General features: G+C 68.3%; 20 protein-coding genes. 12 read left to right on the forward strand and 8 right to left on the reverse strand.

Annotated elements, in window-relative coordinates; translation table 11 throughout:
* Positions 1–44 precede the first annotated feature (44 nt).
* The 4 genes from FB475_RS27525 to FB475_RS27540 all read left to right on the forward strand — a co-directional run bounded on the left by FB475_RS27525 (position 45) and on the right by FB475_RS27540 (position 4,266).
* Positions 45–1,430, forward strand: a complete 1,386-nt coding sequence (locus FB475_RS27525) for a glycine--tRNA ligase (RefSeq protein ID WP_141859497.1) — start codon at positions 45–47, stop codon at positions 1,428–1,430.
* Between the two features lie 2 nt (positions 1,431–1,432).
* Positions 1,433–2,119, forward strand: coding sequence for a hypothetical protein (locus FB475_RS27530; protein ID WP_238332448.1), 687 nt, complete (start codon positions 1,433–1,435; stop codon positions 2,117–2,119).
* 1 nt (position 2,120) lies between these two features.
* Positions 2,121–3,242 carry a tRNA dihydrouridine synthase DusB gene (gene dusB / locus FB475_RS27535; RefSeq protein WP_141859501.1) on the forward strand — a complete coding sequence of 374 codons (1,122 nt, stop codon included), beginning with the start codon at positions 2,121–2,123 and terminating at the stop codon, positions 3,240–3,242.
* Positions 3,243–3,360: 118 nt separating this feature from the next.
* Positions 3,361–4,266 carry a 1-aminocyclopropane-1-carboxylate deaminase/D-cysteine desulfhydrase gene (locus tag FB475_RS27540; protein ID WP_141859503.1) on the forward strand — a complete coding sequence of 302 codons (906 nt, stop codon included), beginning with the start codon at positions 3,361–3,363 and terminating at the stop codon, positions 4,264–4,266.
* Here FB475_RS27540 and FB475_RS27545 read toward each other — a convergent pair.
* From FB475_RS27545 to FB475_RS27570, 6 genes are all read right to left on the reverse strand, one after another.
* Entirely contained in the window at positions 4,263–4,733 is a 471-nt protein-coding gene (locus FB475_RS27545; protein ID WP_141859505.1) for a hypothetical protein, read from the reverse strand. The genes FB475_RS27540 and FB475_RS27545 overlap by 4 nt on opposite strands.
* Positions 4,705–5,190, reverse strand: a complete 486-nt coding sequence (locus FB475_RS27550; RefSeq protein WP_141859507.1) for an ATP-binding protein — start codon at positions 5,188–5,190, stop codon at positions 4,705–4,707. Before FB475_RS27550 ends, FB475_RS27545 begins: the two co-directional genes overlap by 29 nt.
* 24 nt (positions 5,191–5,214) lie before the next feature.
* Entirely contained in the window at positions 5,215–5,598 is a 384-nt protein-coding gene (locus FB475_RS27555) for a PPOX class F420-dependent oxidoreductase (RefSeq protein WP_141859509.1), read from the reverse strand.
* Between the two features lie 12 nt (positions 5,599–5,610).
* Positions 5,611–6,519, reverse strand: a complete 909-nt coding sequence (locus FB475_RS27560) for an NAD-dependent epimerase/dehydratase family protein (RefSeq protein ID WP_141859511.1) — start codon at positions 6,517–6,519, stop codon at positions 5,611–5,613.
* A 128-nt stretch (positions 6,520–6,647) separates the two neighbouring features.
* Positions 6,648–7,910 carry an FAD-binding protein gene (locus FB475_RS27565; protein ID WP_141859513.1) on the reverse strand — a complete coding sequence of 421 codons (1,263 nt, stop codon included), beginning with the start codon at positions 7,908–7,910 and terminating at the stop codon, positions 6,648–6,650.
* A gap of 9 nt (positions 7,911–7,919) precedes the next feature.
* Entirely contained in the window at positions 7,920–8,777 is an 858-nt protein-coding gene (locus FB475_RS27570) for a helix-turn-helix domain-containing protein (RefSeq protein ID WP_141859515.1), read from the reverse strand.
* 115 nt (positions 8,778–8,892) lie between these two features.
* Here FB475_RS27570 and ligD point away from each other — a divergent pair, with 115 nt between their 5' ends.
* Entirely contained in the window at positions 8,893–9,891 is a 999-nt protein-coding gene (gene ligD / locus FB475_RS27575; RefSeq protein ID WP_141859517.1) for a non-homologous end-joining DNA ligase, read from the forward strand.
* Between the two features lie 33 nt (positions 9,892–9,924).
* Here ligD and mug read toward each other — a convergent pair whose 3' ends face one another.
* Positions 9,925–10,434 (reverse strand): G/U mismatch-specific DNA glycosylase, encoded by a 510-nt coding sequence (mug, locus tag FB475_RS27580; protein WP_141859519.1) that lies wholly within the window; start codon positions 10,432–10,434, stop codon positions 9,925–9,927.
* Between the two features lie 64 nt (positions 10,435–10,498).
* On the opposite strand from mug, the gene FB475_RS27585 reads away from it, so the two are divergent.
* The 7 genes from FB475_RS27585 (at position 10,499) to FB475_RS27615 (ending at position 20,204) form a co-directional block, all read left to right on the forward strand.
* Positions 10,499–11,215: a Clp protease N-terminal domain-containing protein gene (locus tag FB475_RS27585; RefSeq protein ID WP_141859521.1), complete on the forward strand. Its 717-nt coding sequence runs from the start codon at positions 10,499–10,501 to the stop codon at positions 11,213–11,215.
* A 42-nt stretch (positions 11,216–11,257) separates the two neighbouring features.
* The gene (locus tag FB475_RS27590) at positions 11,258–12,535 is read left to right on the forward strand and encodes a serine hydrolase domain-containing protein (RefSeq protein WP_141859523.1); all 1,278 of its coding nucleotides are present in this window, start codon (positions 11,258–11,260) and stop codon (positions 12,533–12,535) included.
* Between the two features lie 55 nt (positions 12,536–12,590).
* A complete protein-coding gene (locus tag FB475_RS27595) occupies positions 12,591–13,988 on the forward strand; it encodes an ATP-binding protein (protein WP_141859526.1) in 1,398 nt (465 codons plus the stop codon).
* A gap of 121 nt (positions 13,989–14,109) precedes the next feature.
* Positions 14,110–16,068 (forward strand): vWA domain-containing protein, encoded by a 1,959-nt coding sequence (locus tag FB475_RS27600; RefSeq protein ID WP_141859528.1) that lies wholly within the window; start codon positions 14,110–14,112, stop codon positions 16,066–16,068.
* Between the two features lie 277 nt (positions 16,069–16,345).
* Entirely contained in the window at positions 16,346–19,003 is a 2,658-nt protein-coding gene (ppdK, locus tag FB475_RS27605; RefSeq protein ID WP_141859530.1) for a pyruvate, phosphate dikinase, read from the forward strand.
* Positions 19,000–19,842, forward strand: coding sequence for a class I SAM-dependent methyltransferase (locus FB475_RS27610; RefSeq protein ID WP_202878523.1), 843 nt, complete (start codon positions 19,000–19,002; stop codon positions 19,840–19,842). Before ppdK ends, FB475_RS27610 begins: the two co-directional genes overlap by 4 nt.
* An 83-nt stretch (positions 19,843–19,925) precedes the next feature.
* Positions 19,926–20,204 (forward strand): YciI family protein, encoded by a 279-nt coding sequence (locus FB475_RS27615; protein WP_141859534.1) that lies wholly within the window; start codon positions 19,926–19,928, stop codon positions 20,202–20,204.
* A 3-nt stretch (positions 20,205–20,207) separates the two neighbouring features.
* Here the strand turns inward: FB475_RS27615 and FB475_RS27620 are convergent, their stop codons facing one another.
* Entirely contained in the window at positions 20,208–21,428 is a 1,221-nt protein-coding gene (locus FB475_RS27620) for a type II toxin-antitoxin system Phd/YefM family antitoxin (RefSeq protein WP_141859536.1), read from the reverse strand.
* Between the last annotated feature and the right edge of the window lie 73 nt (positions 21,429–21,501).

The raw sequence follows: 21,501 nt of genomic DNA on the forward strand, positions 1-21,501 counted from the left end.
GGTTCCTTCCAAAGATCTGTCTGTACCTGTTCTGGAGTCCAAAAGTGCCCGTGGAAACCGTCGATGCCGTCGTCAGCCTCAGCAAGCGGAGAGGCTTCGTGTACCCGTGCGGCGAGATCTACGGCGGTACCAAGTCGGCCTGGGACTACGGTCCGCTCGGCGTCGAGCTGAAGAACAACGTCCGCACCCAGTGGTGGCGGACGATGGTGACCGGCCGCGACGACATCGTCGGCCTGGACTCCTCGGTGATCCTGCCGACCCAGGTCTGGGAGGCCTCCGGCCACCTGGCCGAGTTCGTCGACCCGCTGACCGAGTGCCAGTCCTGCCACAAGCGGTTCCGCGACGACCACCTCCGGGAGGACTTCGCGCGCCGGAAGAACAAGGACCCCGAGACCGTCCAGCTGGCCGAGATCGCCTGCCCGAACTGCGGCAACAAGGGCACGTTCACCGAGCCGCGGATGTTCAACGGGCTGCTGAAGACCTACCTCGGCCCGGTCGAGTCCGAGGAGGGCCTGCACTACCTCCGCCCGGAGACCGCGCAGGGCATCTTCATCAACTTCGCGAACGTGATGGGCACCGCGCGGAAGAAGCCGCCGTTCGGGATCGCCCAGGTCGGCAAGAGCTTCCGCAACGAGATCACCCCCGGCAACTTCATCTTCCGGACCCGCGAGTTCGAGCAGATGGAGATGGAGTTCTTCGTCGAGCCCGGCACCGACGAGGACTGGCACGAGTACTGGCTGAAGGCGCGCTGGGACTGGTACACCGGCCTCGGGCTGAACCCGGACAACATGCGGTTCTACGAGCACCCGAAGGAGAAGCTTTCGCACTACTCGAAGCGGACCGTGGACATCGAGTACCGGTTCAACTTCGGTGGTAAGGAGTTCGACGAGCTCGAGGGGATCGCGAACCGGACCGACTTCGACCTGACCACGCACTCCAAGCACTCCGGCGCCGACCTGTCGTACTTCGACCAGGAGAAGGGCGAGCGCTGGACGCCGTACGTGATCGAGCCGGCGGCCGGCCTGACCCGCAATGTGCTCGCGTTCCTGCTCGACGCGTACACCGAGGACGAAGCGCCGAACGCGAAGGGCGGCGTCGACAAGCGCACGGTCCTGCGCTTCGACCCGCGGCTCGCGCCGGTCAAGGCCGCCGTGCTCCCGCTGTCGCGCAACGCCGACCTCTCGCCGAAGGCGCGCGACCTGGCCGGCGAGCTGCGGAAGAACTGGAACGTCGACTTCGACGACGCCGGTGCGATCGGCCGCCGGTACCGCCGCCAGGACGAGATCGGTACGCCGTACTGCATCACCGTCGACTTCGACACGCTCGAGGACCACGCGGTCACGATCCGCGAGCGGGACTCGATGAAGCAGGAGCGGGTCGCGCTCACCGAGGTCACCGGATACCTGGCCCAGCACCTGGTGGGCTGCTGACCATGCTCTTGACCGGGGACCGCCGGCGCTCCGGGCTGGCCGCCTTTGGCGTATTGGTGCTCGGGGTGTTGCTGCTGTCGGCCTGTTCGGACAGCCAGCCGGACGCGTCTCCGTCGACCTCTGCCGGCTCGAGTGGCCCGTCCAGCCCGGCGGTCGGCTCGCCGATCCCCACCGCTTCGACACCCGTGCTCACCCCGCTGCCGACGCCGTCGAAGCCGTGGCCGATGCCGGCGGTCACCGGTGCGCCGGCCGACGACGCTGCGTTGGCCGAGCGGATCACGTTCGCGATCTCCAAGCAGACCCAGATCGCGGCCGGGCGGGCGGCGAAGACGACCGTGAAGTGCCCGGGCATCGACACGGTCGAGACCGCCGGACAGCACTCGTTGGACTGCACCGTCACGTACTCCGGGAAGTCCTTCACCGGGAAGCTGACCGTCGACGCGAAGCAGTACAGCGCGTCGTACAAGTTCACTTCGGCGCAGGTTGCGATCGTCCGCGCCAAGGTGATCGATGCGGTGCTCCGGACCGCGGCCGGTGCCTCGAAGGTGACCTGCGACATGGACGAGATCGGTATCGTCGTACCCGACGGACCGCCGATCGGGTGCGACGTGACCACGACCGCGAACGCGGTCCAGCCGTACAAGGCTTCGGTCACCGGCAACGGCCAGGTCCACGTGGAGAAGGCGTGACGTGCTGAAACTGGGCAATCTGACCATCGAGACGCCGGTGGTGCTGGCGCCGATGGCCGGCATCACGAACGCGGCGTACCGCCGGCTGTGCGCGGAGCAGGGCGCCGGGCTGTACGTGTGCGAGATGATCACCTCGCGCGGCATCGTCGAGGGTGACCAGAAGTCGCTCGACATGCTGACGTTCGACCCGCGCGAGACCGTGCGGTCGGTGCAGCTGTACGGCGTCGACCCGACGTACATCGGGCGTGCTGTTCAGATCCTCTGTGATTCGTACGGGGTTGCGCACGTCGACCTCAACTTCGGGTGCCCGGTGCCGAAGGTGACCCGCAAGGGCGGTGGCGCCGCACTGCCATGGAAGCGCAACCTGCTCGGCGCGATCCTGCAGTCCGCGGTGCGGGCCGCGACACCGTACGGCGTACCGGTGACGATGAAGACGCGGATCGGGATCGACGCGTCGCACCAGACGTACCTGGACGCGGGCCGGATCGCGGAGGAGTCGGGTGCGGCGGCGATCGGGCTGCACGGGCGTACGGCCGCGCAGGCGTACTCTGGTCAGGCGGACTGGTCGACCATCGCCGAGTTGGTCTCGCACGTCTCTATCCCCGTGCTCGGGAACGGCGACATCTGGGAGGCGGGCGACGCTCTGCGGATGGTCGCGGAGACTGGATGCGCCGGGGTGATCGTCGGGCGCGGGTGCCTCGGGCGGCCGTGGTTGTTCCGCGATCTCGCTGCCGCCTTCGCCGGCGAGGAGGTCCTGGAGCTGCCGACCCTCGGCGAAGTCGCTGCGGTGATGCGCCGGCACGGCGAGCTGCTGGCCGAACTGATGGGCGAACAGCGCGGGCTGCGCGACTTCCGCAAGCACGTCTCGTGGTACCTGAAGGGCTTCCCGGCCGGCGGCGAACTCCGCGCCGCCCTGGGCATGGTCGACACCCTCGCCCACCTCGACGAACTGCTGTCCCAACTGGACCCCACAGTCCCGTTCCCGGTAGCCGAACTGGGCGCCCCCCGCGGCCGCCAAGGCAGCCCCCGCGACCACATCATCCTCCCCCAAGGCTGGCTCGACGACACGGACGGCCTAACCGCCAACCTCGCCGAAGCCGAACTAGGCGTCTCCGGCGGCTGACCCCACCACCGCCCAAACGACACCGCCTGCGGCGGCGACTGTCCATTGGCCGCCTCCGGCGGCGTGCTACCGCCACGCGCGCGAAGCACCTGCGTAGGGGACCTGTCATGCTGGCGGGGTGGAGGATGGACTGATCGCGGAGCTTCGATTGCCGTCGCCGGTTGTCGAGATTGAGGACGACCGGTTGGCGGCGGCGGGAGTGCGGGTTGTGCTGAAGCGGGACGACCTGATTCATCCGGAAGTGCCTGGGAACAAGTGGCGGAAGTTGAAGTACAACATCGCGACTGCTCGGGAGCTCGGGTTCGAGACTTTACTGACCTTCGGCGGCGCGTACTCGAACCACATCAGGGCCACAGCCGCGGTAGGGGCGTACTGCGGTTTCACGACGATCGGGGTGATCCGCGGTGAGGAACACCTGCCGTTGAATCCGTCGCTTCGGTACGCCGTGTCGCGTGGCATGCGGCTGACATATCTGGATCGCACGATGTACCGAGCGAAGACGTCGAATGCTGCGATCGATGCGCTGCATGAGGAGTTCGGCGAGTTCTACCTGATTCCGGAGGGCGGCAGTAACGCCGATGCGGTCCGGGGATGTGCGGAGTTGCCGGCGGAGTTGGATGCGTCCGTCGATGTCGTGTTCTGCGCGGTCGGGACCGGAGGAACGCTCGCTGGTGTAGCCGCTGGTCTGCGGCCGGATCAGTCGGCGGTGGGGGTGCCGGTACTGAAGGGTGGCGCGTTCCTGGAAGGCGAGATCGTTCAGCTGCAGGAGCAGGTGTACGGCGCGCGTGCAGGGTCGTGGCGACTGGAGTGCGATTACCACTTCGGGGGTTACGCGAAGCGGACGTCTGAGCTCGATGAGTTCATCGAGGGCTTCGAGATGCGGCACGGTGTGCGGTTGGACCGGGTGTACGAGGCGAAGATGATGTACGCGCTGTTCGACCAGGTCGCGCGTGGCGCATTCCCGCGTGGTGCGAGGATCGTGGCGGTGATCAGCGGGTCCGGCGAGGTGCCGGACGTCGCCTAGGCTTCCAGCCACTCCAGGTGCCAGTCGCCCGAGTTGACGACAAAGTTCTTGCCGAAGCCGAGCCAGCGGCCGTTCATGTTTCGGGCGTGGGGGCTGACGACCAGTTGGATGGTGCCGTGGTAGACGGCGCCGCGATAGTAGCCGGTGGGGGCTGTTCGTTCTTTCCAGGTTCCGGTGGCTATGGCTCCGGCGACAGACAGATCGAGTGTGAGTCGTGATTCGCCGTCGGCGTGATCGTTGGTGCCGTGGAGCCTGCTGCCGGTGTGGTGGAGGCGAATGCTGTGTTCGCCTTCCAGATTGGCGTCGCGGCCGGACGAGAAGTAGCTGTACCGCGAGAGCCACAGACCGCCGAGATTGCCGCTCGTGGCACGCGCTGTGTCGAGGTTCGAGTGGTCGGCCAGGTCGATCACGAGGTCGGCGACAACAGACAAGTGCTCGCTACCGCCCGATAGCTCGTATCTGTTCAACAGACAGGGCCCCTTCATCCGCCGCAGGGGGTTCGAAGGTGGAGAGGTGGTGGTTCAGGACGGTGTCGGTTACGTCGCGGCGTGAGTGAGTGATTCGGTTCTGGTCTCGGCGGGCGCGGACTGTTGTCTCGTCCGTCTCGACGTACACCAGGATGAATTCAGCCCCGACCCCGGCTGCCAGCTCACGCCAGGCGTCGCGGAGGAATCGTGGGGAGCTTGTGTCGTCCACGATCACCGGCGTGCCGGACGAAAGCAGCTCGAGGGCCTCGGTCTGCGCCTGCTGAAACGTCCGGCTCCATTCTTCCAGCGGGATGCCGGCTCCGCCCCACAGGCCGCGGCGGTCGTTGATTTCGTCCATGCTGACGACTTGCGCCGGCAATCGGCGGGCCAACTCCCGGGCAACCGTGCTCTTCCCGGAGAACGACGTTCCGCACAACACGATCAGTCTGGCCGCCACCGTTACATCCAAGCACCAGAAGGGTCAGCTCATGCCGACCCTCTGGACGGTGGGGTCGATGACGTAGACGGTGCGCGGGTCGTCGTGGGGGTACGGCTGGTCGGTGTACTTGGCGGCGATGGTGTCGATGATCTCCCAGGCGGCGTCGCCTTCGATCTGATCGACGACCTGGCCGCGGATCACGATCGGCTCGAACCACTTGGCGGCTGGGACGATCGAGAGCGCGACGCGTGGATCGCGTCGGATGTTGCGGCCCTTGCGGGTCTGCGGGCCGGTGAAGAAGACGACCTGTTCGCCGCGGGCCGCAACGTAGACGGGAGCGCTGTGCGGAGCGCCGTCCGGGCCGATGGTGGCGAGATGACCGAAGGACGCGGCATCGAGGGCTTCGCGTACGGCGGGTTCCAGCATGGTGCGGTCTCCTCAGCGGGGATTGGTGGTACGCCAGGTGATGTAGTCGGCGACGGCTCTGGTGATGTCGAAGGCAGGAGTGAACCCGGTGTCGGCCGTCAGACGGCTGATGTCCAAGTGCGGATTCTGCTGACCACCCGGTACGACGGCCAGCGCAGCGTCGGGACGCGCAGCCCGAACCGCCTCGGCGAACGCACGGTGGGTCACGGGCTGTCCGCTGGACACGTTGTAAATGGTGTGCGGCAGTGACGAAGCCGTTGTCAGCAACGCGATCGCACGCCCGGCGTCCGGGGCATAGCAGCAGTCGCCGCCGTCGTCGGCGTTCAGCGGACCGGGAGTTTCGCCACGCAGGACCGCGCTCACGTACGGCGGCATCGGGCTGAACGCGGACTCCGGATCCATCAGCGGTCCCCACGTACTCCCGATCCGGAGCAGCACGGGCTCGGTACCTGTGCCCTGCAGGCTGTGGGTGGTGATCGGCTCGACGGCTTTCTTGAACGCGATGATCAGGTGCGGCAGGTCCACGGCTGGGAGCGGAAGGCCTTCGTGCCAAGGAGTTTCCGGCTGACCGATGTAGTTGCCGATGCTGCTGGCGACAGCGAAACGCCGTACGCCCCAGGTCCGGGCCGCGTCCAGCGCGTTCAGCAGGCCGGTCAGGTCGGTCCGGAAGAACGAGACCGGATCCTCGCCGGGGATGGTGCCGGCCAGGTGCACGATGTCGCTCACCGGGTACCGCTTGCCCAAGGCAAAGAATTCCTCGCGATCGGTGACGTCCAGAGTCTCCACGGCCACGCGGCCCGCGAGGAACGACGGTACGTCGGTACGCCGGTACGCCGTGACGACGACCTCCTGGCCGAGATCCACCAGGGCACGTGCGGTATGGGCGCCGATCATGCCGAGACCGCCGGTGACGACGATCATCGGACCGCCTCATAACGCAGGTGCGTCAGTACTATCTCGTCGCCGAGCCCGGCCCCCGACGCGACGGTGACCGCGCCGTCTCCAGGCGTGGCGAGCGCTACTTCTGCCTTGCTCATGAGATGTCTCCTTCAGAGTGCTTGCGGGAAGTCGAAGAAGCGATCCGGGTCGTAGGCCTGTTTCACCGCGCGCAACCGGGAGAGATTCACACCGTGGTAAGCCGAAGGCCCGTCGGCCAGCGCTGGATCCGGGAAGTTCGGGTAGACCCGCCCGGAGCCGTCCCGGTGTGCGACGGCCCACGAGGCGTCGACCCAGTCCGGCGTACCGGCATGTTCGAGCAGAAACCGTACGCCGCGATGCGCGAACGCCGTCGCGTCGGAGGAGACCCGGTTGTACGCCCCACCCATCGCAGTGAACGACAACCGCCCCGACGCCCGCCCTTTCAACCGCTGGAGCAACTCGGCCAGCACGGGGTCCGACAGCGAGCGGTCGAAGAACTCCGATCGGATTCGGGCATCATCGGCCGGACCGTTGAAGCTCTGCTTGAGCTCCGGGAGCCGCATCCCGCCACGCACCTCGAACGGGATGTCGTCGCCGGCCAGCTCAGCCAGTTCCCGCACCAGCCCGCGAGTCGCACGTTCTCCGAGGAGAGAAGCACCCACGACAACCGCCTGGAGCGGTCGGGGGGAAGCGGGCGACTGCGGCCCACCGCCGCCAAGCGACGCTTGCGGGCGGCCGGGTGGATTGACGGCGGTGATGGTGAGGTTGATGGTCAGTTCGTCCGGGGTTTCGGGGGACCAGGCTTGCCAGGCGGCGACCAGTTGCTCGGCGTCGTCGACCGCCCAGCTGGCTGTGACGCGGGTCAGCTCGGGAGCCGGCACAGTCTCGAAGCGGAGAGCGGTGACGATGCCGAACTGACCGCCGCCGGCGCCGCGGAGAGCCCAGAACAGGTCCGGCTCGTGCGAGTCGTCGCAGTCGACCACGGTTCCGTCCGCGAGAACGACCTGCGCCCCCAGCAGACGATCGCACGTGAGGCCGTACATCCGGCCGAGGAGGCCGATTCCACCGCCCAGGGTCAGGCCGGCGATCCCCACTGTGGGACCGCAACCGGCCGGGATCGCGCGCCCGGCCGCCTCGAGCGCCGGGTACAGCGTGCCGAGAACGACGCCGGCGCCGAGCTCTACAACGCCGTTCGAGGCGACCGTGATCGCGTCGAGGGCCTTCAGTTCGAGGATGACGTCTGCGGTCGACACGCGATCGGCAAAGCAATGTCCGCCCCCGCGCGGTACCAGACGGGCGTTCGAACGGCGGGCATTCCTGACAGCTGCGACAACCTCCGCGACCGTCCGAGGTCGCCGGACCTGCTGCGGGAGGTGCATCGAACGCGGAATCATGCCGCGAGACTAGGAGCGAGCCACCACCGGGTTCTTGAACGAATCGTGCATCCCGGCCAGGAACGGCACGTACGACCCGGAGTGGTCGTGGTCGCAGCCGCACCGGTCGAGGTTCTCGCCGAGCAACTGGGTAGGCGTCAGCCCGGTCAGTCGCAGGCACTCCCGGCTGAGGTGCGCCTGATCGGCGTACCCGGCATCGATCGCCAGCCCTGCGGTACCGTCCACCCCGCGCCGTCCGGACGGTGTCGCACCGGCCTGCGCCAAAGCGAGAAAGCCCTGGAAGCGCAGGGTCCGCTGCAGCACCTTGGGCGTGGTCCCTACCGCGTGCAGGCAGCGGCGCCGCAGCTGGCTCGACGACAGCGCCAGCGTCGCGGCGAGCGAGTCGATCGACACCGGCCGCCAAGGCATCAGGGCTCGCACGGCCGCCCGTACCAGCGGGTCCGACCGCTCCGATCGGCGGAACTCGTTCAGTAGTTGAGCCTGGAGGTAGAGCAACGCCCGCTCCGGCGACGTCGCCCGCGCGAGTCCGTCGACGAGACGGTCCGCGGTGTGTCCCCACAGGTCCGTCAGCCCCAGATGCTGATCCACCAACTCGTCCAGCGCAGCCGGCAGCGGCGGCGCGGTGCCCGGACGGAAACGTACGCCGACCAGCGTCGTCCCGGCCGGGATGACCTCGTGCGCCGGCCTGGTCAACGGGCCGAGCAGCCGCGGCCGTCCGCCGATCGGGAAGTGGATCTCGACGCCGCCGCTGGGCAGATGCCGATGGACGTGATCGGTCCCGCCGATCCGCTGGATCCACACCGTCCGTACGACGCCGCGCAGCCCCGGAACGGGCAGGCGTTCGAGGTACGACTCGGGCGTGGCCACCCCTGAACTCCTATCGTCGCCGCTCCCGGGTGTCAATGCGATTCGGCGTGAATCGAAAGGCAGAGAAACTCGCCGGATCCCGGGCGGGGAACGGGGAGGGTTCTAAGCTCGGGGGATGGCGAGCAAGCCGGATGAGACGCGCGACGGGGTTGATCTGACCAATCTGGATCAGCCGTTGTTCGACGGGGCGGAGGCGACCAAGCGGGACCTGGTCGACTATCTGGATGCGGTGCACGGACGGATCCTGCCTGAGTTGCGGGAGCGGCCGTTGTCGGTGGTGCGGATTCGGCCGGGGCAGCCGAAGTTCATGCAGAAGAACGTTCCGAAGTACACGCCTGAATGGGTGAAGACCGTGCAGGTGTGGGCGGAGGCGTCCAAGCGCGAGGTGTCGTACGCCTTGTGCGACGACCGGCGGACGTTGCTGTGGTTCGCGAATCAGCGCGCGGTCGAGTACCACCCGACGCTGATGCGCGCCGGCCGGTGGGATCGCGTGACGCATCTGGTGCTCGATCTCGACCCGCCCGAGGGCGAGACCTTCGCGATGGCCGTGCAGGCGGTGTTGCTGGTACGGCAGGCGTTGACCGACTCCGGGTTGGCCGGCGCGGTGAAGACCAGTGGTGCGAAGGGTGTGCACGTCATCGTTCCGATTGCCGACACGGTGACGATCGAGGACGCGGCGGCGGCGACGCGGGCGATCGCGGCGCGGGCGGAGAAGCTGGATCCGTCGGTCGCGACGACGGCGTACATCAAGGAGGATCGGCACGGGAAGGTGTTCGTCGACTCGACACGGTCGGGTGGGGCGACGGTGGTAGCGGCGTACAGCCCGCGCGTCCGGCCCGGTACGACGGTGTCGTTCCCGGTGAGCTGGGACGACTTGGAGAGCGTGTCGCCGCGGGACTTCACCGTACGTACGGCGCCTGGTCTGCTCGGCGACCGCGATCCATGGGCCGACGCGCTGCCGGCGCCGCAGCAGATCCCCGAGGACGTACTGGAGGAAGGTCGCGCGATCCCGGTGGCCCGAGTCGCCGCCATGCACGAAGGCAAACGCCGCAAACGCGCCCGCGAGGCGCAAGCCGAAACCGACGCGGCCCCGCAGGACAAGCCAGCGACGTAGGGTCTGGTGTCAGCGCGGCGCTGCGCAAGGCGATCAACCAGCTCGGCTGACCCGTTCCAGCTCCGCGAACGCCTCGGCGAGCTTCGGCAACGTGTAGTGGGCATTCAGGCCGCTCGGGTTCGGTAGCACCCAGACGCGGGTCGTTCCGATGGTGCGAGCCTGCTTGCCCACTGCCGCCGTACGGTCGCCGAAAGCATCTCGGTACGCCGTGACGCCGAGCACCGCCAGCCACTCCGGCTGAACGTCGAGCACCTTCTTCACCAGGTTCTCCCCGCCGGCGAGGAACTCGGCGCGCGACAACTCGGCGGCCTTCGCGGACGGCCGGTCGACGACGTTGGTGATCCCGAGCCGGTAGTCCAGCAGTTCCTGCTGTTCGGCCGGCTTGAGCTGTCGGGGCGTGAAACCGCTGAGGTACAGCGCCGGCCAGAACCGGTTCCCGGGCCGCGCGAAGTGATGCCCGGTCGCCGCCGACATCAGCCCCGGGTTGATGCCGCAGAACAACACCCGCAAGCCTGGCGCGATCACGTCCGGAATGCCGTCCATGGCGACACCCTAGCCCGTCAACCCAGGGTTGACGAAGCCCGATCGTCAACCTAAGGTTGACGACATGACTCCTGGACCTGACTTGCAGCAGCTCATCAACACGATCAAGGCCGACGCCGGTAGTGACGACGAGCTCGCGCAGCTCGCGACCGCGGCAGCAACGATCAACGACCTGACCACCACGAGCGACGCAGCCCTCGGTTTCTTCGTCGACCGCGCCCGCGGTGCCGGGAAGTCCTGGGTGGAGATCAGCGCCGTCCTCGGCGTCAGCAAACAGGCCGCCCACAAACGCTTCGCCGACTCCTGGACCGCGCGCCCGGCCTTCGAGCGGTACACCCAGCGAGCGATGGCCGTCGTACAAGCGGCCGCCGGGGTCGCCGCCGAGCGCAACCACGATTTCGTCGGCACGGAGCACCTGCTCCTCGCGCTGTACAAGGAACCCGACTCGATCGCGACCAAGATCCTGGTCGCCCACGGCATCACCGAGGACTCGGTCCGTGCCGCCGTCGACACTCAGAGCCCCGCCCGTGAGCGGACCGGCGAGCCGCTGACCCTCGACGCCGAGAACCCGCCGTACACCCGCCGCGCCGCCCACGTCCTCCAGGGCGCCGCCGGCGAGGCCCTCACCCTCGGCCACAACTACGTCGGCACCGAGCACCTCCTGTTGGCCTTCTACCGAGACCAGGCCGGCATCGCAACCAAAATCCTCCTCGACCAGGGCCTCGACGAAACGACCGCCTGGAAAGACATCCGCACAGCCCTGGAGTCCTTCGGCAAGTAACCGCTTGCCACCCTCCGCACCAGTCGGAAGTAGGTTGGGCGCATGTCTGACTGGTCTGCGCGGTTGCAAGAGTTGGCGGTGGCGGCTGACGTCACCGGTGCGGTGCTCGGGATCTGGTACGACGGCGACACGACGATCGCGCCGTACGGCGTCCTGAACCGCACCACCCAAACAGCGGTCACCGCCGACTCGCTGTTCCAGCTCGGCTCGATCAGCAAGTCGTGGACCGCGTCGATGATCGTCCAACTGGCTGCGGAGGGCCGCCTCGGCCTGGACGACCCGATCGTGAAACTGTTGCCTGAGGCACCGGTCGACCCGCGGGTCACGATCCGTCAGCTGCTCACGCACACCAGCGGCATCGACGGCGACCTGTTCACCGACACCGGCCGCGGCGACGACTGCCTGCAGCGGTACGTCGCACTGCTCGCGGACGTCGACCAGCTCTTCGAACCAGGTACGGCGTACTCGTACTGCAACGCCGGGTTCGTCCTGCTCGGTCGCCTGATCGAAGTACTCGACGGCCACACCTGGGACGAGTCGCTCAGGGCCCGTCTGATCGAGCCGCTCGGTCTGCAACACACCGTGACTCTCCCGGAAGAGGCGATCCTGCTCAACGCCGCGGTCGGTCACACCGCCGCTGACGGGTCCCGGGTGAAGACCTGGCAGCTCCCGCGCAGCATCGGCCCCGCCGGGACGATCACGGCGAGCGCCGCGGACCTGCTGGAGTACGCCAAACTGCACCTGACCGACGAGCATTATGCCGCGATGCAGGAGCCGCAGGTACCGTACGCGGCCGGCATCGGTGGGTTCGTCGACCTCGGACTGACCTGGCGCATCTACGACTGGAGCGGCAGGCGGCTGTTCGGGCACGACGGGTCGACGATCTCGCAGCTCGCGTTCCTCCGGATCGACCCGGAAGCCCGGCTGATCATGTGTCTGCTGACGAACTCCGGCAACGGCACCCGCCTGTTCGAACCGCTCGCCTCCGAGGTGTTCACGGAGTACGCCGGGGTCGCGCACCCCGCGGCGCCGCAGCCGGCCGACGCACCGGTCGACGACCGCCACACCGGCCGGTACGAGCGGGCAAGTGTCCGGATGGACGTCAACCTCCGCGACGACCGCCTGATCATGGTGGAGAGCGCGACGGGGGACCGGCTCGCATTCGCCGAGGAGCCGGTGCACGAGTACGAACTGCTGCCCACCGAACCGCTGGACGGGAACCATTTCGTCACCCGCTACTCCCCGGACGACCCGTGGGTTCCGGTCACCTTCACGCCGACCTACGTCTTCACCTCCGGCCGAGTGACGCCCAGGCGGTGACAGAAACTGAGATAAACAAGGTGCACATTGGGGTGACCGAGCTAACGTCGTCAAAGTGACTAGTGCACCTGCTGAACTTCCGCGTAAGGCCGGTGACCTCCGGGCCGCCGGATACCTTCCTCGGTCGATCAAGGCCGAGATCCGTGACAACCTGCTGAAAGAACTCCGCGCCGGGCGGGATCCGTGGCCCGGCATCGTCGGATTCACCCGGACGGTGATTCCGCAACTCGAACGCGCCCTGCTCGCGGGCCACGACGTCGTACTGCTCGGTGAGCGCGGTCAGGGCAAGACCCGCCTCCTCCGCACCCTGGTCGGCCTGCTCGACGAGTGGACCCCGGTGATCGAGGGCGCCGAACTCCCCGAGCACCCGCTCGACCCCATCACGCCTGCCTCGCGCCGACGCGCCGCCGAACTCGGCGACGACCTCCCGGTCGCGTGGCTGCACCGCGACCTGCGGTACGCCGAGAAGCTCGCGACGCCGGACACGAGTGTCGGCGACCTGATCGGCGACGTCGACCCGGTGAAGGTTGCCGAGGGCCGCAGTCTCGGCGACCCGGAGACCATCCACTTCGGGCTGGTACCGCGGGCGCACCGCGGCATCGTCGCGATCAACGAGCTCCCGGACCTGGCCGAGCGGATCCAGGTCGCGTTGCTGAACGTGATGGAGGAGCGCGACATCCAGGTCCGCGGGTACACGCTCCGGCTGCCGCTCGACGTGTTGCTGGTGGCAACGGCCAACCCCGAGGACTACACCAACCGCGGCCGGATCATCACCCCGCTGAAGGACCGGTTCGGCGCCGAGGTCCGGACCCACTACCCGCTCGACATCGACGCCGAGGTGGACGTGATCCGGCAGGAGGCCGAGTTCACCGCCGAGGTCGGCGAGCCGTTGCTGGAGGTACTGGCCCGGTTCGTCCGGCACCTGCGCGAGTCGACGTCGATCGACCAGCGGTCCGGCGTCTCCGCCCGGTTCGCGGTCGCCGCGGCCGAGACGATCGCCGCCGCCGCATTACGCCGTTCCGCGATCACCGGCGAGGAGCCGGCCGTCGCTCGACCGGTCGACCTCGAGGCCGTGCCCGCCGTCCTGCGGGGCAAGCTCGAGTTCGAGCCGGGTGAGGAAGGCCGCGAGATCGAGCTGCTCGAGTACCTGCTGCGGCGTTCGGTGGCCGACACCGCGCGCGAGCGGTTCGCCGGGCTCGACCTGACCCCGCTCGCCCATGCGGTTGCCGACGGCAACCTTGTGACGACCGGGGAGCGGGTACCCGGTCGTGAGGTGCTGTCGGCGCTGCCCGAGCTGCCGGTACTGCACGACGTCGCCGCCCGGGCCGGCGTGGACGCCGACGACTCACCGGGCCGGATCGCCGCCGCCGTCGAACTCGCCCTGGAGATGCTCTACCTGTCGAAACGGGTGGCCAAGGACGCCGACGACGACACCACGGTGTACGGAGCCTGACCATGACTGTACTGAGGCCGCGACTCCGTCGCGGCGGGTCATGGGGCTCGAACTCCCGGTCTTCCCTCGTCGCTCCGGTCGCTGCGCTCCCTCCGCTCCTCAGTCCAGACCGGGAGGCCCCATGACCGGCATCCCTGAAGGCTGGTCGTACGGGCCGTGGCACGACGGGCCGGATCCGCTCCGGCCGCCCGCGGACCTGCGGGACGCGCTGGACGAGATCGGCCGGGACGTGATGAACGGGTCGTCGCCGCGGTCCGCGCTGGAGGAACTGCTCCGGCGCGGCACCCGGAACACCCAGGGGCTGGACGACCTGACCCGCCGGTTGTGGGAGCGCCGCCGCGAGATCCAGCGGCGGCACAACCTCGACGGCACGCTCCAGGACGTCCAGCGGCTGCTCGACGAAGCACTCGAGGCCGAGCGGCGCGAGCTGTTCCCGAACCCGTCCGACGACGCCCGCTTCAAGGAGGCCGAGCTCGACGCGCTGCCGTCCGGTACGGCGGCCGCCGTCCGGGAGCTGGCCAACTACCAGTGGGAGTCGTCGGAGGCCCGGCAGAAGTACGAGGAGATCCGCGAACTGCTCGGGCGCGAGCTGCTCGGGTCGCGGTTCGAGGGCATGAAGGAGGCGCTGCAGCAGACCACGCCCGAGGACGTCGAGCGGATCAACGAGATGCTCACGGACCTGAACGCGCTGCTCGCGGCGCACGCGCAAGGGCGACCCGACGTACCGCAGCTGTTCGACGAGTTCATGGCCAAGCACGGCGAGTTCTTCCCGGAGAATCCGCAGAACGTCGCGGAACTCATCGACGCGCTCGCGCAGCGGGCCGCCGCGGCGCAGCGGATGCTGAACTCGATGACTCCCGAGCAGCGCGCCGAGCTGATGGAGCTCTCGCAGCAGGCGTTCGGCAACGCGCAGTTGTCCCAGCAGCTGTCCCAGCTCGACGCGCAACTGCAGGCATTGCGGCCGGGAGAGGACTGGTACTCCTCGGAGCGGATGAGCGGTGACGATCCGCTCGGGCTCGCCGAGGGCGCGCAGGCGATGTCCGATCTGGCCGAGCTGGATGCGCTGGCCGAGCAACTCGCGCAGTCCTATCCCGGGGCGCGGCTGGAGGACATCGACCTGGACGCACTCACCCGTCAGCTCGGCGACGAGGCGACGGTCGACGCACGCCGGCTGTCCGAACTGGAACGGCAACTGCGTGATCAGGGCCTGATCGAGCGGGCGCCGGACGGCTCGCTGCAGCTGTCGCCGAAGGCGCTCCGGCAGCTCGGTCAGACGGCGTTGGCCGACGTACTGCGGACCGCGCGCGGATCCGGTGAGCGGGACGCCGCCAATGCCGGTGCGGCCGGGGAGCTGAGCGGTTCGAGCCGGCCGTGGCAGTTCGGGGACACCCAGCCGTGGGACGTTCCGCGGACGGTACGCAACGCCGTACTGCGGACCGCTCACCGCGGCGGTGGCGGCGTGAAGCTCGACGTGGCCGATGTGGAGATCGCGGAGACCGAGCACCGGGCCCGGGCCGCGGTCGCGCTGCTCGTCGACACGTCCTGGTCGATGGTGCAGGAGGGCCGCTGGCTGCCGATGAAGCGGACGGCGCTCGCACTGCACCAGCTGATCTCGACCCGGTACCGCAACGACGCGCTGCAGCTGATCACCTTCGGCCGGTACGCCGGGGTCGTGGAGCTGCCGCAGCTGATCGGCATGGAAGGCACCTGGGAGCAGGGCACCAACGCGCACCACGCGCTGCTGCTCGCGGGCCGGCACCTGCGGCGGCACCCGGACGCGCAACCCGTCGTACTGATGGTCACCGACGGCGAGCCGACCGCCCACCTGGAGCCGGACGGCACGGCGGAGTTCTCGTACCCGCCGGAGCCGGCCACGCTGCGCAAGACGATCTTCGAGGTCGACCGGCTGGCCAAGCTCGGTGCCTCGCTGACCGTCTTCCGGCTCGGCGACGATCCGCGGCTGAACGCGTTCGTCGACCTGCTCGCCCGGCGCAGCGGCGGGCGGGTCGTGGCACCGGACGCGGATGGCCTCGGAGCCGCCGTTGTCGGCGACTACCTGCGGACCAGACGAAAGCTGTAGCAGTCTGAGAAGGAGGGTGTTATCCGTCGAAAAGGCGGGTAACACCCTCCTTCTGCGTTTCGGTGGGAAACCGGACGATTGTCTCGCGTTGTCAATGCTGTAAGGGTTTTCCGGCCTTCTGGTTGTGGGGAGGGTCACGTCGGCATAGTGAGACCAGTGTTCAACTGGACTGGTTTTCTGGCTTACTCTGAAAGCAAGCCCCCGCCGCCGATGTCGATGGGCCAGCGGGTCACCTTCCCGCGCCTGAGAACACCCGCCTGCACCCCAGGGAGTGACCGTGCCGAAACTCGTGTACGACTTCGCCGAAGGCAACAAGGACATGAAAGAGCTCCTCGGCGGCAAGGGGGCGAACCTGGCCGAGATGACCAATCTCGGCCTGCCGGTACCACCCGGATTCACCATCACCGCCGACGCCTGCCGTGCGTACCTCGAGACCGGCGCGGTGCCGGCCGAGCTGGCCGACGAGATCGACCACCACGTGCACCTGCTCGAGCGGAAGATGGGCAAGAAGCTCGGTCAGGCGGATGACCCGCTGCTCGTCTCGGTCCGTTCCGGCGCCGCCGTGTCGATGCCCGGGATGATGGAGACGGTGCTGAACGTAGGCCTGAACGACGACTCGGTGAACGGGCTCGCGCACCAGTCGGGCAACCCGCGGTTCGCCTGGGACGCGTACCGCCGGCTGATCCAGATGTTCGGCAAGACCGTGCTCGGCATGGACGGCGACGTCTTCGAGGACGCGATCGAGGCATCGAAACAGGCGAAGGGCACGCGCAACGACCTCGACCTGGACGCGGACGACCTGCGCGCGCTCGTCGAGACCTTCAAGCAGGCGGTGCTGGAGCACACCGGAGGCGAGTTCCCGCAGGACCCGCGGACCCAGATGGACCTCGCGATGGAGGCCGTGTTCCGGTCCTGGAACGCGGACCGCGCGATCCTGTACCGCCGCCAGGAACGGATCCCCGCCGACCTCGGCACGGCGGTCAACATCTGCTCGATGGTGTTCGGCAACCTCGGCATGGACTCCGGGACCGGCGTCGCGTTCACCCGCGATCCGTCCACCGGCCAGCCCGGCGTGTACGGCGACTACCTGCAGAACGCGCAGGGCGAGGACGTCGTCGCGGGCATCCGCAACACGGTCCCGCTCGCGGATCTCGAGCAGCTCGACAAGACGTCGTACGACGACCTGATGAACATCATGGACACGCTCGAAGGGCACTACCGCGACCTGTGCGACATCGAGTTCACGGTCGAACGCGGAAAGCTGTGGATGCTGCAGACCCGGGTGGGCAAGCGGACCGCGGCGGCGGCGTTCCGGATCGCGACCAGCCTGGTCGACGAGGGCGTGATCGACACCGACGAGGCGCTCAAGCGGGTCAAGGGTGCGCAGCTCGCGCAGCTGATGTTCCCGCGGTTCGACGCGGACGCCTCGAAGGACTTGATCACCAAGGCGATCGGTGCCTCGCCGGGCGCGGCGTCAGGGCAGGTCGTGTTCACGTCGGCGGCCGCGGTCGAGGCCGCCGAGCGCGGCGAGAAGGTGATCCTGGTACGGCGGGAGACGAACCCGGACGACCTGCACGGGATGATCGCCGCGCAGGGCATCCTGACCAGCCGCGGCGGCAAGACCTCGCACGCGGCGGTGGTTGCCCGCGGCATGGGCAAGACCTGTGTCTGCGGCGCCGAAGAGCTCGACGTGAACGTTGTCCAGGGCACCATCAAGGTGAACGGCACGGTGATCGAGGCGGGTGAGACGATCTCGATCGACGGCACCACCGGCGAGGTGTTCCGGGGTGAGGTACCGGTCGTACCGTCGCCGGTCGTGCAGTACTTCGAGGGCACGCTCGCTCCGGACGCGGGCGATGAGCTGGTCGCGTCGGTGCACCGGTTGATCACGCGCGCGGACGACGTACGGCGGCTCGGCGTACGGACCAATGCCGACACCGCGGACGACGCGGCCCGGGCGCGGCGGTTCGGGGCCGAGGGGATCGGGCTGTGCCGCACCGAACACATGTTCCTCGGCGAGCGGCGGGAGTCGGTGGAGCGGTTGATCCTCGCGGACAACGACGCGGACCGGGAAGCGGCGCTCGCTGAGCTGGAACCGTTGCAGCGTGGGGATTTCCTGGAGCTGCTGGACGCGATGGACGGGCTGCCGGTGACGATCCGGCTGATCGACCCGCCGCTGCACGAGTTCCTGCCGTCGATGGAGGAGCTCGCGGTGAAGGTCGCGGTGGCGCGCGAGCGCGGTTCGTCGTCGAATCACGACGAGAAGCTGCTCGCGGCGGTCGAACGGCTGCACGAGCAGAACCCGATGCTCGGGTTGCGCGGGGTGCGGCTCGGGCTGGTGATTCCCGGGCTGTTCGCGATGCAGGTGCGGGCGATCGCTTCGGCGGCCGTCGAGTTGCGGGAACAGGGGAAGGACCCGCGGCCGGAGATCATGATTCCGCTGGTCGGCGCCGTACAGGAGTTGCATCTGGCGCGGGACGAGGTGACTCGGGTGCTCGCGGAAGTCGGGCTCGACGGGGAGATTCCGATCGGCACGATGATCGAGTTGCCGCGGGCCGCGGTGATCGCGGACCAGATCGCGGAGGCCGCCGACTTCTTCTCGTTCGGTACCAACGACCTGACCCAGACCACGTGGGGCTTCAGCCGCGACGACGTCGAGGGGGCGTTCTTCTCCCGGTACCTGGAGAAGGGGATCTTCGCGGTGTCGCCGTTCGAGTCGATCGACCGTGAGGGCGTCGGCTCCTTGGTTCGTACTGGTGTCGAACGCGGCCGCGCGACCAAGCCCGACCTCAAGGTAGGCGTCTGCGGCGAACACGGCGGCGACCCCGACAGCATCCACTTCTTCCACGAGGCAGGTCTCGACTACGTCTCCTGCTCGCCGTTCCGTATTCCAGTAGCCCGCCTGGAAGCCGGCCGGGCAGCATTGGACGGGTGACCCGACAGACCCTGAGACACACCTTCGGCGAGGACGCCGAACTCTACGACCGCGTCCGCCCGACCTACCCGCGCGAGCTCTTCCAAGATCTCGCGCGGCAGGTCGGGTCCCCTCAACGCGTGCTCGAAATCGGCCCCGGCACCGGCCAGGCGACTGGCGCCATGGTCGAACGGGGGTGGGGCGTCACCGCTCTTGAACTCAGTCCCGGGCTCGCGGAGGTTCTCCGGCGGAAGTACCCGACGGTCGAGGTGATCGCCGCGGACTTCGACACCTGGGAGTTGCCGACAGCGGAGTACGACCTGGTCGTCTCCGCCACGGCGTTCCACTGGCTCGACCCCGCGACCCGCGTCGCACGATGCGTGCAGCTACTGAAGCCGGGCGGCGCACTGGCGGTGGTCTCCACCCGCCACGTCGCCGGTGGCTCGGAGCAGCTCTTCGCCGACGTCCAGGCCTGCTACGACAAGTTCACCGACGACCCTGCGGCGGACCGGATGATGGCGGCGGACGACGTACCACCAGACCCGGAAGGGCTGGCGAAGACCGGTCTGTTCGAGTCCGTGCAGTTCGGCAAATATGTCTGGGACGCGACCTACACCACCGCCGAATACCTCGAACTTCTGTCGTCGTACTCAGGCCACCGGGCCTTGACAACCGACCGGCGTGACCGTCTGTACGACTGCATCGCCGCGCACATCGACCGCAGCGGAGGTTCGATCACCAAGCGTTATCTCAATCAACTGTCTGTAGGAATTTGTCTTCACCAACCCTTGCATAGCAGCGCCTGGGTTGGTCAGAATAACCGGGCGGGAAGGGAGTTCACTGTCGACTTTCGGGTCTGACCTGAACCAGCCGCTGTGGCGGCTCGTGACTCCCTTACCCGCACCAAATCTCTTGTTTCCAAGGCCGATGTAGGCTTCTGGCCATGGCCCAATTTGTCGTCCAGCTGCGCTTCGACGTGTCCGAGACCGACCGCCGCCTGGAGGTCCGCCCGGCGCACCGCGAGTACCTCGCGAGCCTCCGCGAAGCCGGCAAGCTCGTCGCCGCCGGCCCCTTCACCGACGGCACCGGCGCACTGCTGGTCTACGACGTGGCCGACGAAGCCGAGCTCCGCGACATCCTCGCCAAGGACCCGTACACCCCGGCCGACGTCTACGAGATCGCCACTCTCGCCGAATGGCAGACACTCTTCCCGTTCAGCTGACGGTCAGGCGTCGGCGCCTTCCAGGTTCAGGTAGTCGACGTAGGCCCACAGCCAGACCAGCGGAGCGAGGACCAGTTCGGGTTCGTTGTCCTCGTCGGCGATGAACAGCATCGATCCCTCGCCGTTGGTGATGTCCTCGCAGACCGCCTCGCACATTTCCAGCGCGAGCTCGAACGAGACCAGCCGCGGACCGTTCTCCCAACGCGGCGCGGGCAGTGGGAGCACCGGCGCCTCGTCGGTCCCGTCCAGCTCGACCGAGACCTTCTGCAGCTCCTCGTAGAGATCGAAGGAGATCAGTCCCGCGAGCGGCCGCCCGTCCAGGCCGACCAGGTACGGGTCGTCGGTGCCGTCGCGGAAGGCGTCGCGGATCTCCGGCAGCGCCGCCTTCAGATCGGTCGCCTCGAGGTACGGCGCCTCGTCGAGCTGCTCCTCCTCCTCGGCCTGGATGAGCCCGCTGCGCATCTGGTCGAACTGGTGGAGCAGATCGTTCAGCTCGTCGTACGCGCCGCCGCCGGGTGCCTTCTGCGCGCGGGCCTCCAGGTCGCGGAGGTGTTCGACCAGGTCGTCCTCGAAGTGCAGTTCGTACCGCGGCAGGCCGGGTTCGCGGCCGGCGTTGATCTGCGCGACGAGTTGGGTCGACACCGGCCCGATCCGCTCCGCGAGCACCTCGAGCGGCGTGGTCGGCTTCTCCTCGTCGTCGTGCGCGCAGGAGTCGTCGTCGTTCTTCCCGTCGCCCTCCATCGCGAGCAGCACCTGGAACGCCTGGAACGAGACCAGCGCGGCAGTCGCCATCGTGCCGTCGCCGATCAGCATCAGCGGGTTCCCGCCGGCCTCGGTACGGCGTACGTGGTCCTGCATCAGCGTCGCGGCCTGCTCGACGTTGACCTGGCTGGCCAGCGACGACAGCCCGTGGTCGGTGTCCACGCCGAGCAGCTCGACCAGCCGCTCGGAGCTCATGTCGAAGTTCGAGCGCAGGTAGTACCGCAGCCAGCCGGCGTCGACCGGGTTGCCGAGCAGCTCCGCGATCCGGGCCCGGAAGTCGGCGAGGTCGGCGATCGCGAGCACCACCAGCACCGGCTGGTCGCCGTCGCCGATCACCAGCGGCCGGGTGTCGCCGTTGTAGAACCCGTCGATGACCTGGTGCAGGCTGTCCGCGGCCGCGTCCAGCGGCCAGGACTCCGCCTCGAACTCGTTGACCACCGCGGCGGAGGTGTCGTCGGGCATCTGCTGGGTCCTCTCCGGGTGGCGGCGGGAGTGTGGAGTAACTCTAGGCTGCGGGCGTTTCAGCAGGTCGGGT

It is taken from the genome of Kribbella jejuensis (assembly GCF_006715085.1).
In the GTDB taxonomy this organism is placed as follows: domain Bacteria; phylum Actinomycetota; class Actinomycetes; order Propionibacteriales; family Kribbellaceae; genus Kribbella; species Kribbella jejuensis.

Excerpts from the sequence above, each read along its gene's own strand:
- FB475_RS27530 (WP_238332448.1), top strand. The coding sequence starts at position 1,433 with ATGCTCTTGACCGGGGACCGCCGGCGCTCCGGGCTGGCCGCCTTTGGC.
- FB475_RS27555 (WP_141859509.1), bottom strand. The coding sequence starts at position 5,598 with ATGCTGGAACCCGCCGTACGCGAAGCCCTCGATGCCGCGTCCTTCGGT.
- FB475_RS27560 (WP_141859511.1), bottom strand. The coding sequence starts at position 6,519 with ATGATCGTCGTCACCGGCGGTCTCGGCATGATCGGCGCCCATACCGCA.
- FB475_RS27565 (WP_141859513.1), bottom strand. The coding sequence starts at position 7,910 with ATGATTCCGCGTTCGATGCACCTCCCGCAGCAGGTCCGGCGACCTCGG.
- ligD (WP_141859517.1), top strand. The coding sequence starts at position 8,893 with ATGGCGAGCAAGCCGGATGAGACGCGCGACGGGGTTGATCTGACCAAT.
- mug (WP_141859519.1), bottom strand. The coding sequence starts at position 10,434 with ATGGACGGCATTCCGGACGTGATCGCGCCAGGCTTGCGGGTGTTGTTC.
- FB475_RS27585 (WP_141859521.1), top strand. The coding sequence starts at position 10,499 with ATGACTCCTGGACCTGACTTGCAGCAGCTCATCAACACGATCAAGGCC.
- FB475_RS27590 (WP_141859523.1), top strand. The coding sequence starts at position 11,258 with ATGTCTGACTGGTCTGCGCGGTTGCAAGAGTTGGCGGTGGCGGCTGAC.
- FB475_RS27600 (WP_141859528.1), top strand. The coding sequence starts at position 14,110 with ATGACCGGCATCCCTGAAGGCTGGTCGTACGGGCCGTGGCACGACGGG.
- FB475_RS27615 (WP_141859534.1), top strand. The coding sequence starts at position 19,926 with ATGGCCCAATTTGTCGTCCAGCTGCGCTTCGACGTGTCCGAGACCGAC.
- FB475_RS27620 (WP_141859536.1), bottom strand. The coding sequence starts at position 21,428 with ATGCCCGACGACACCTCCGCCGCGGTGGTCAACGAGTTCGAGGCGGAG.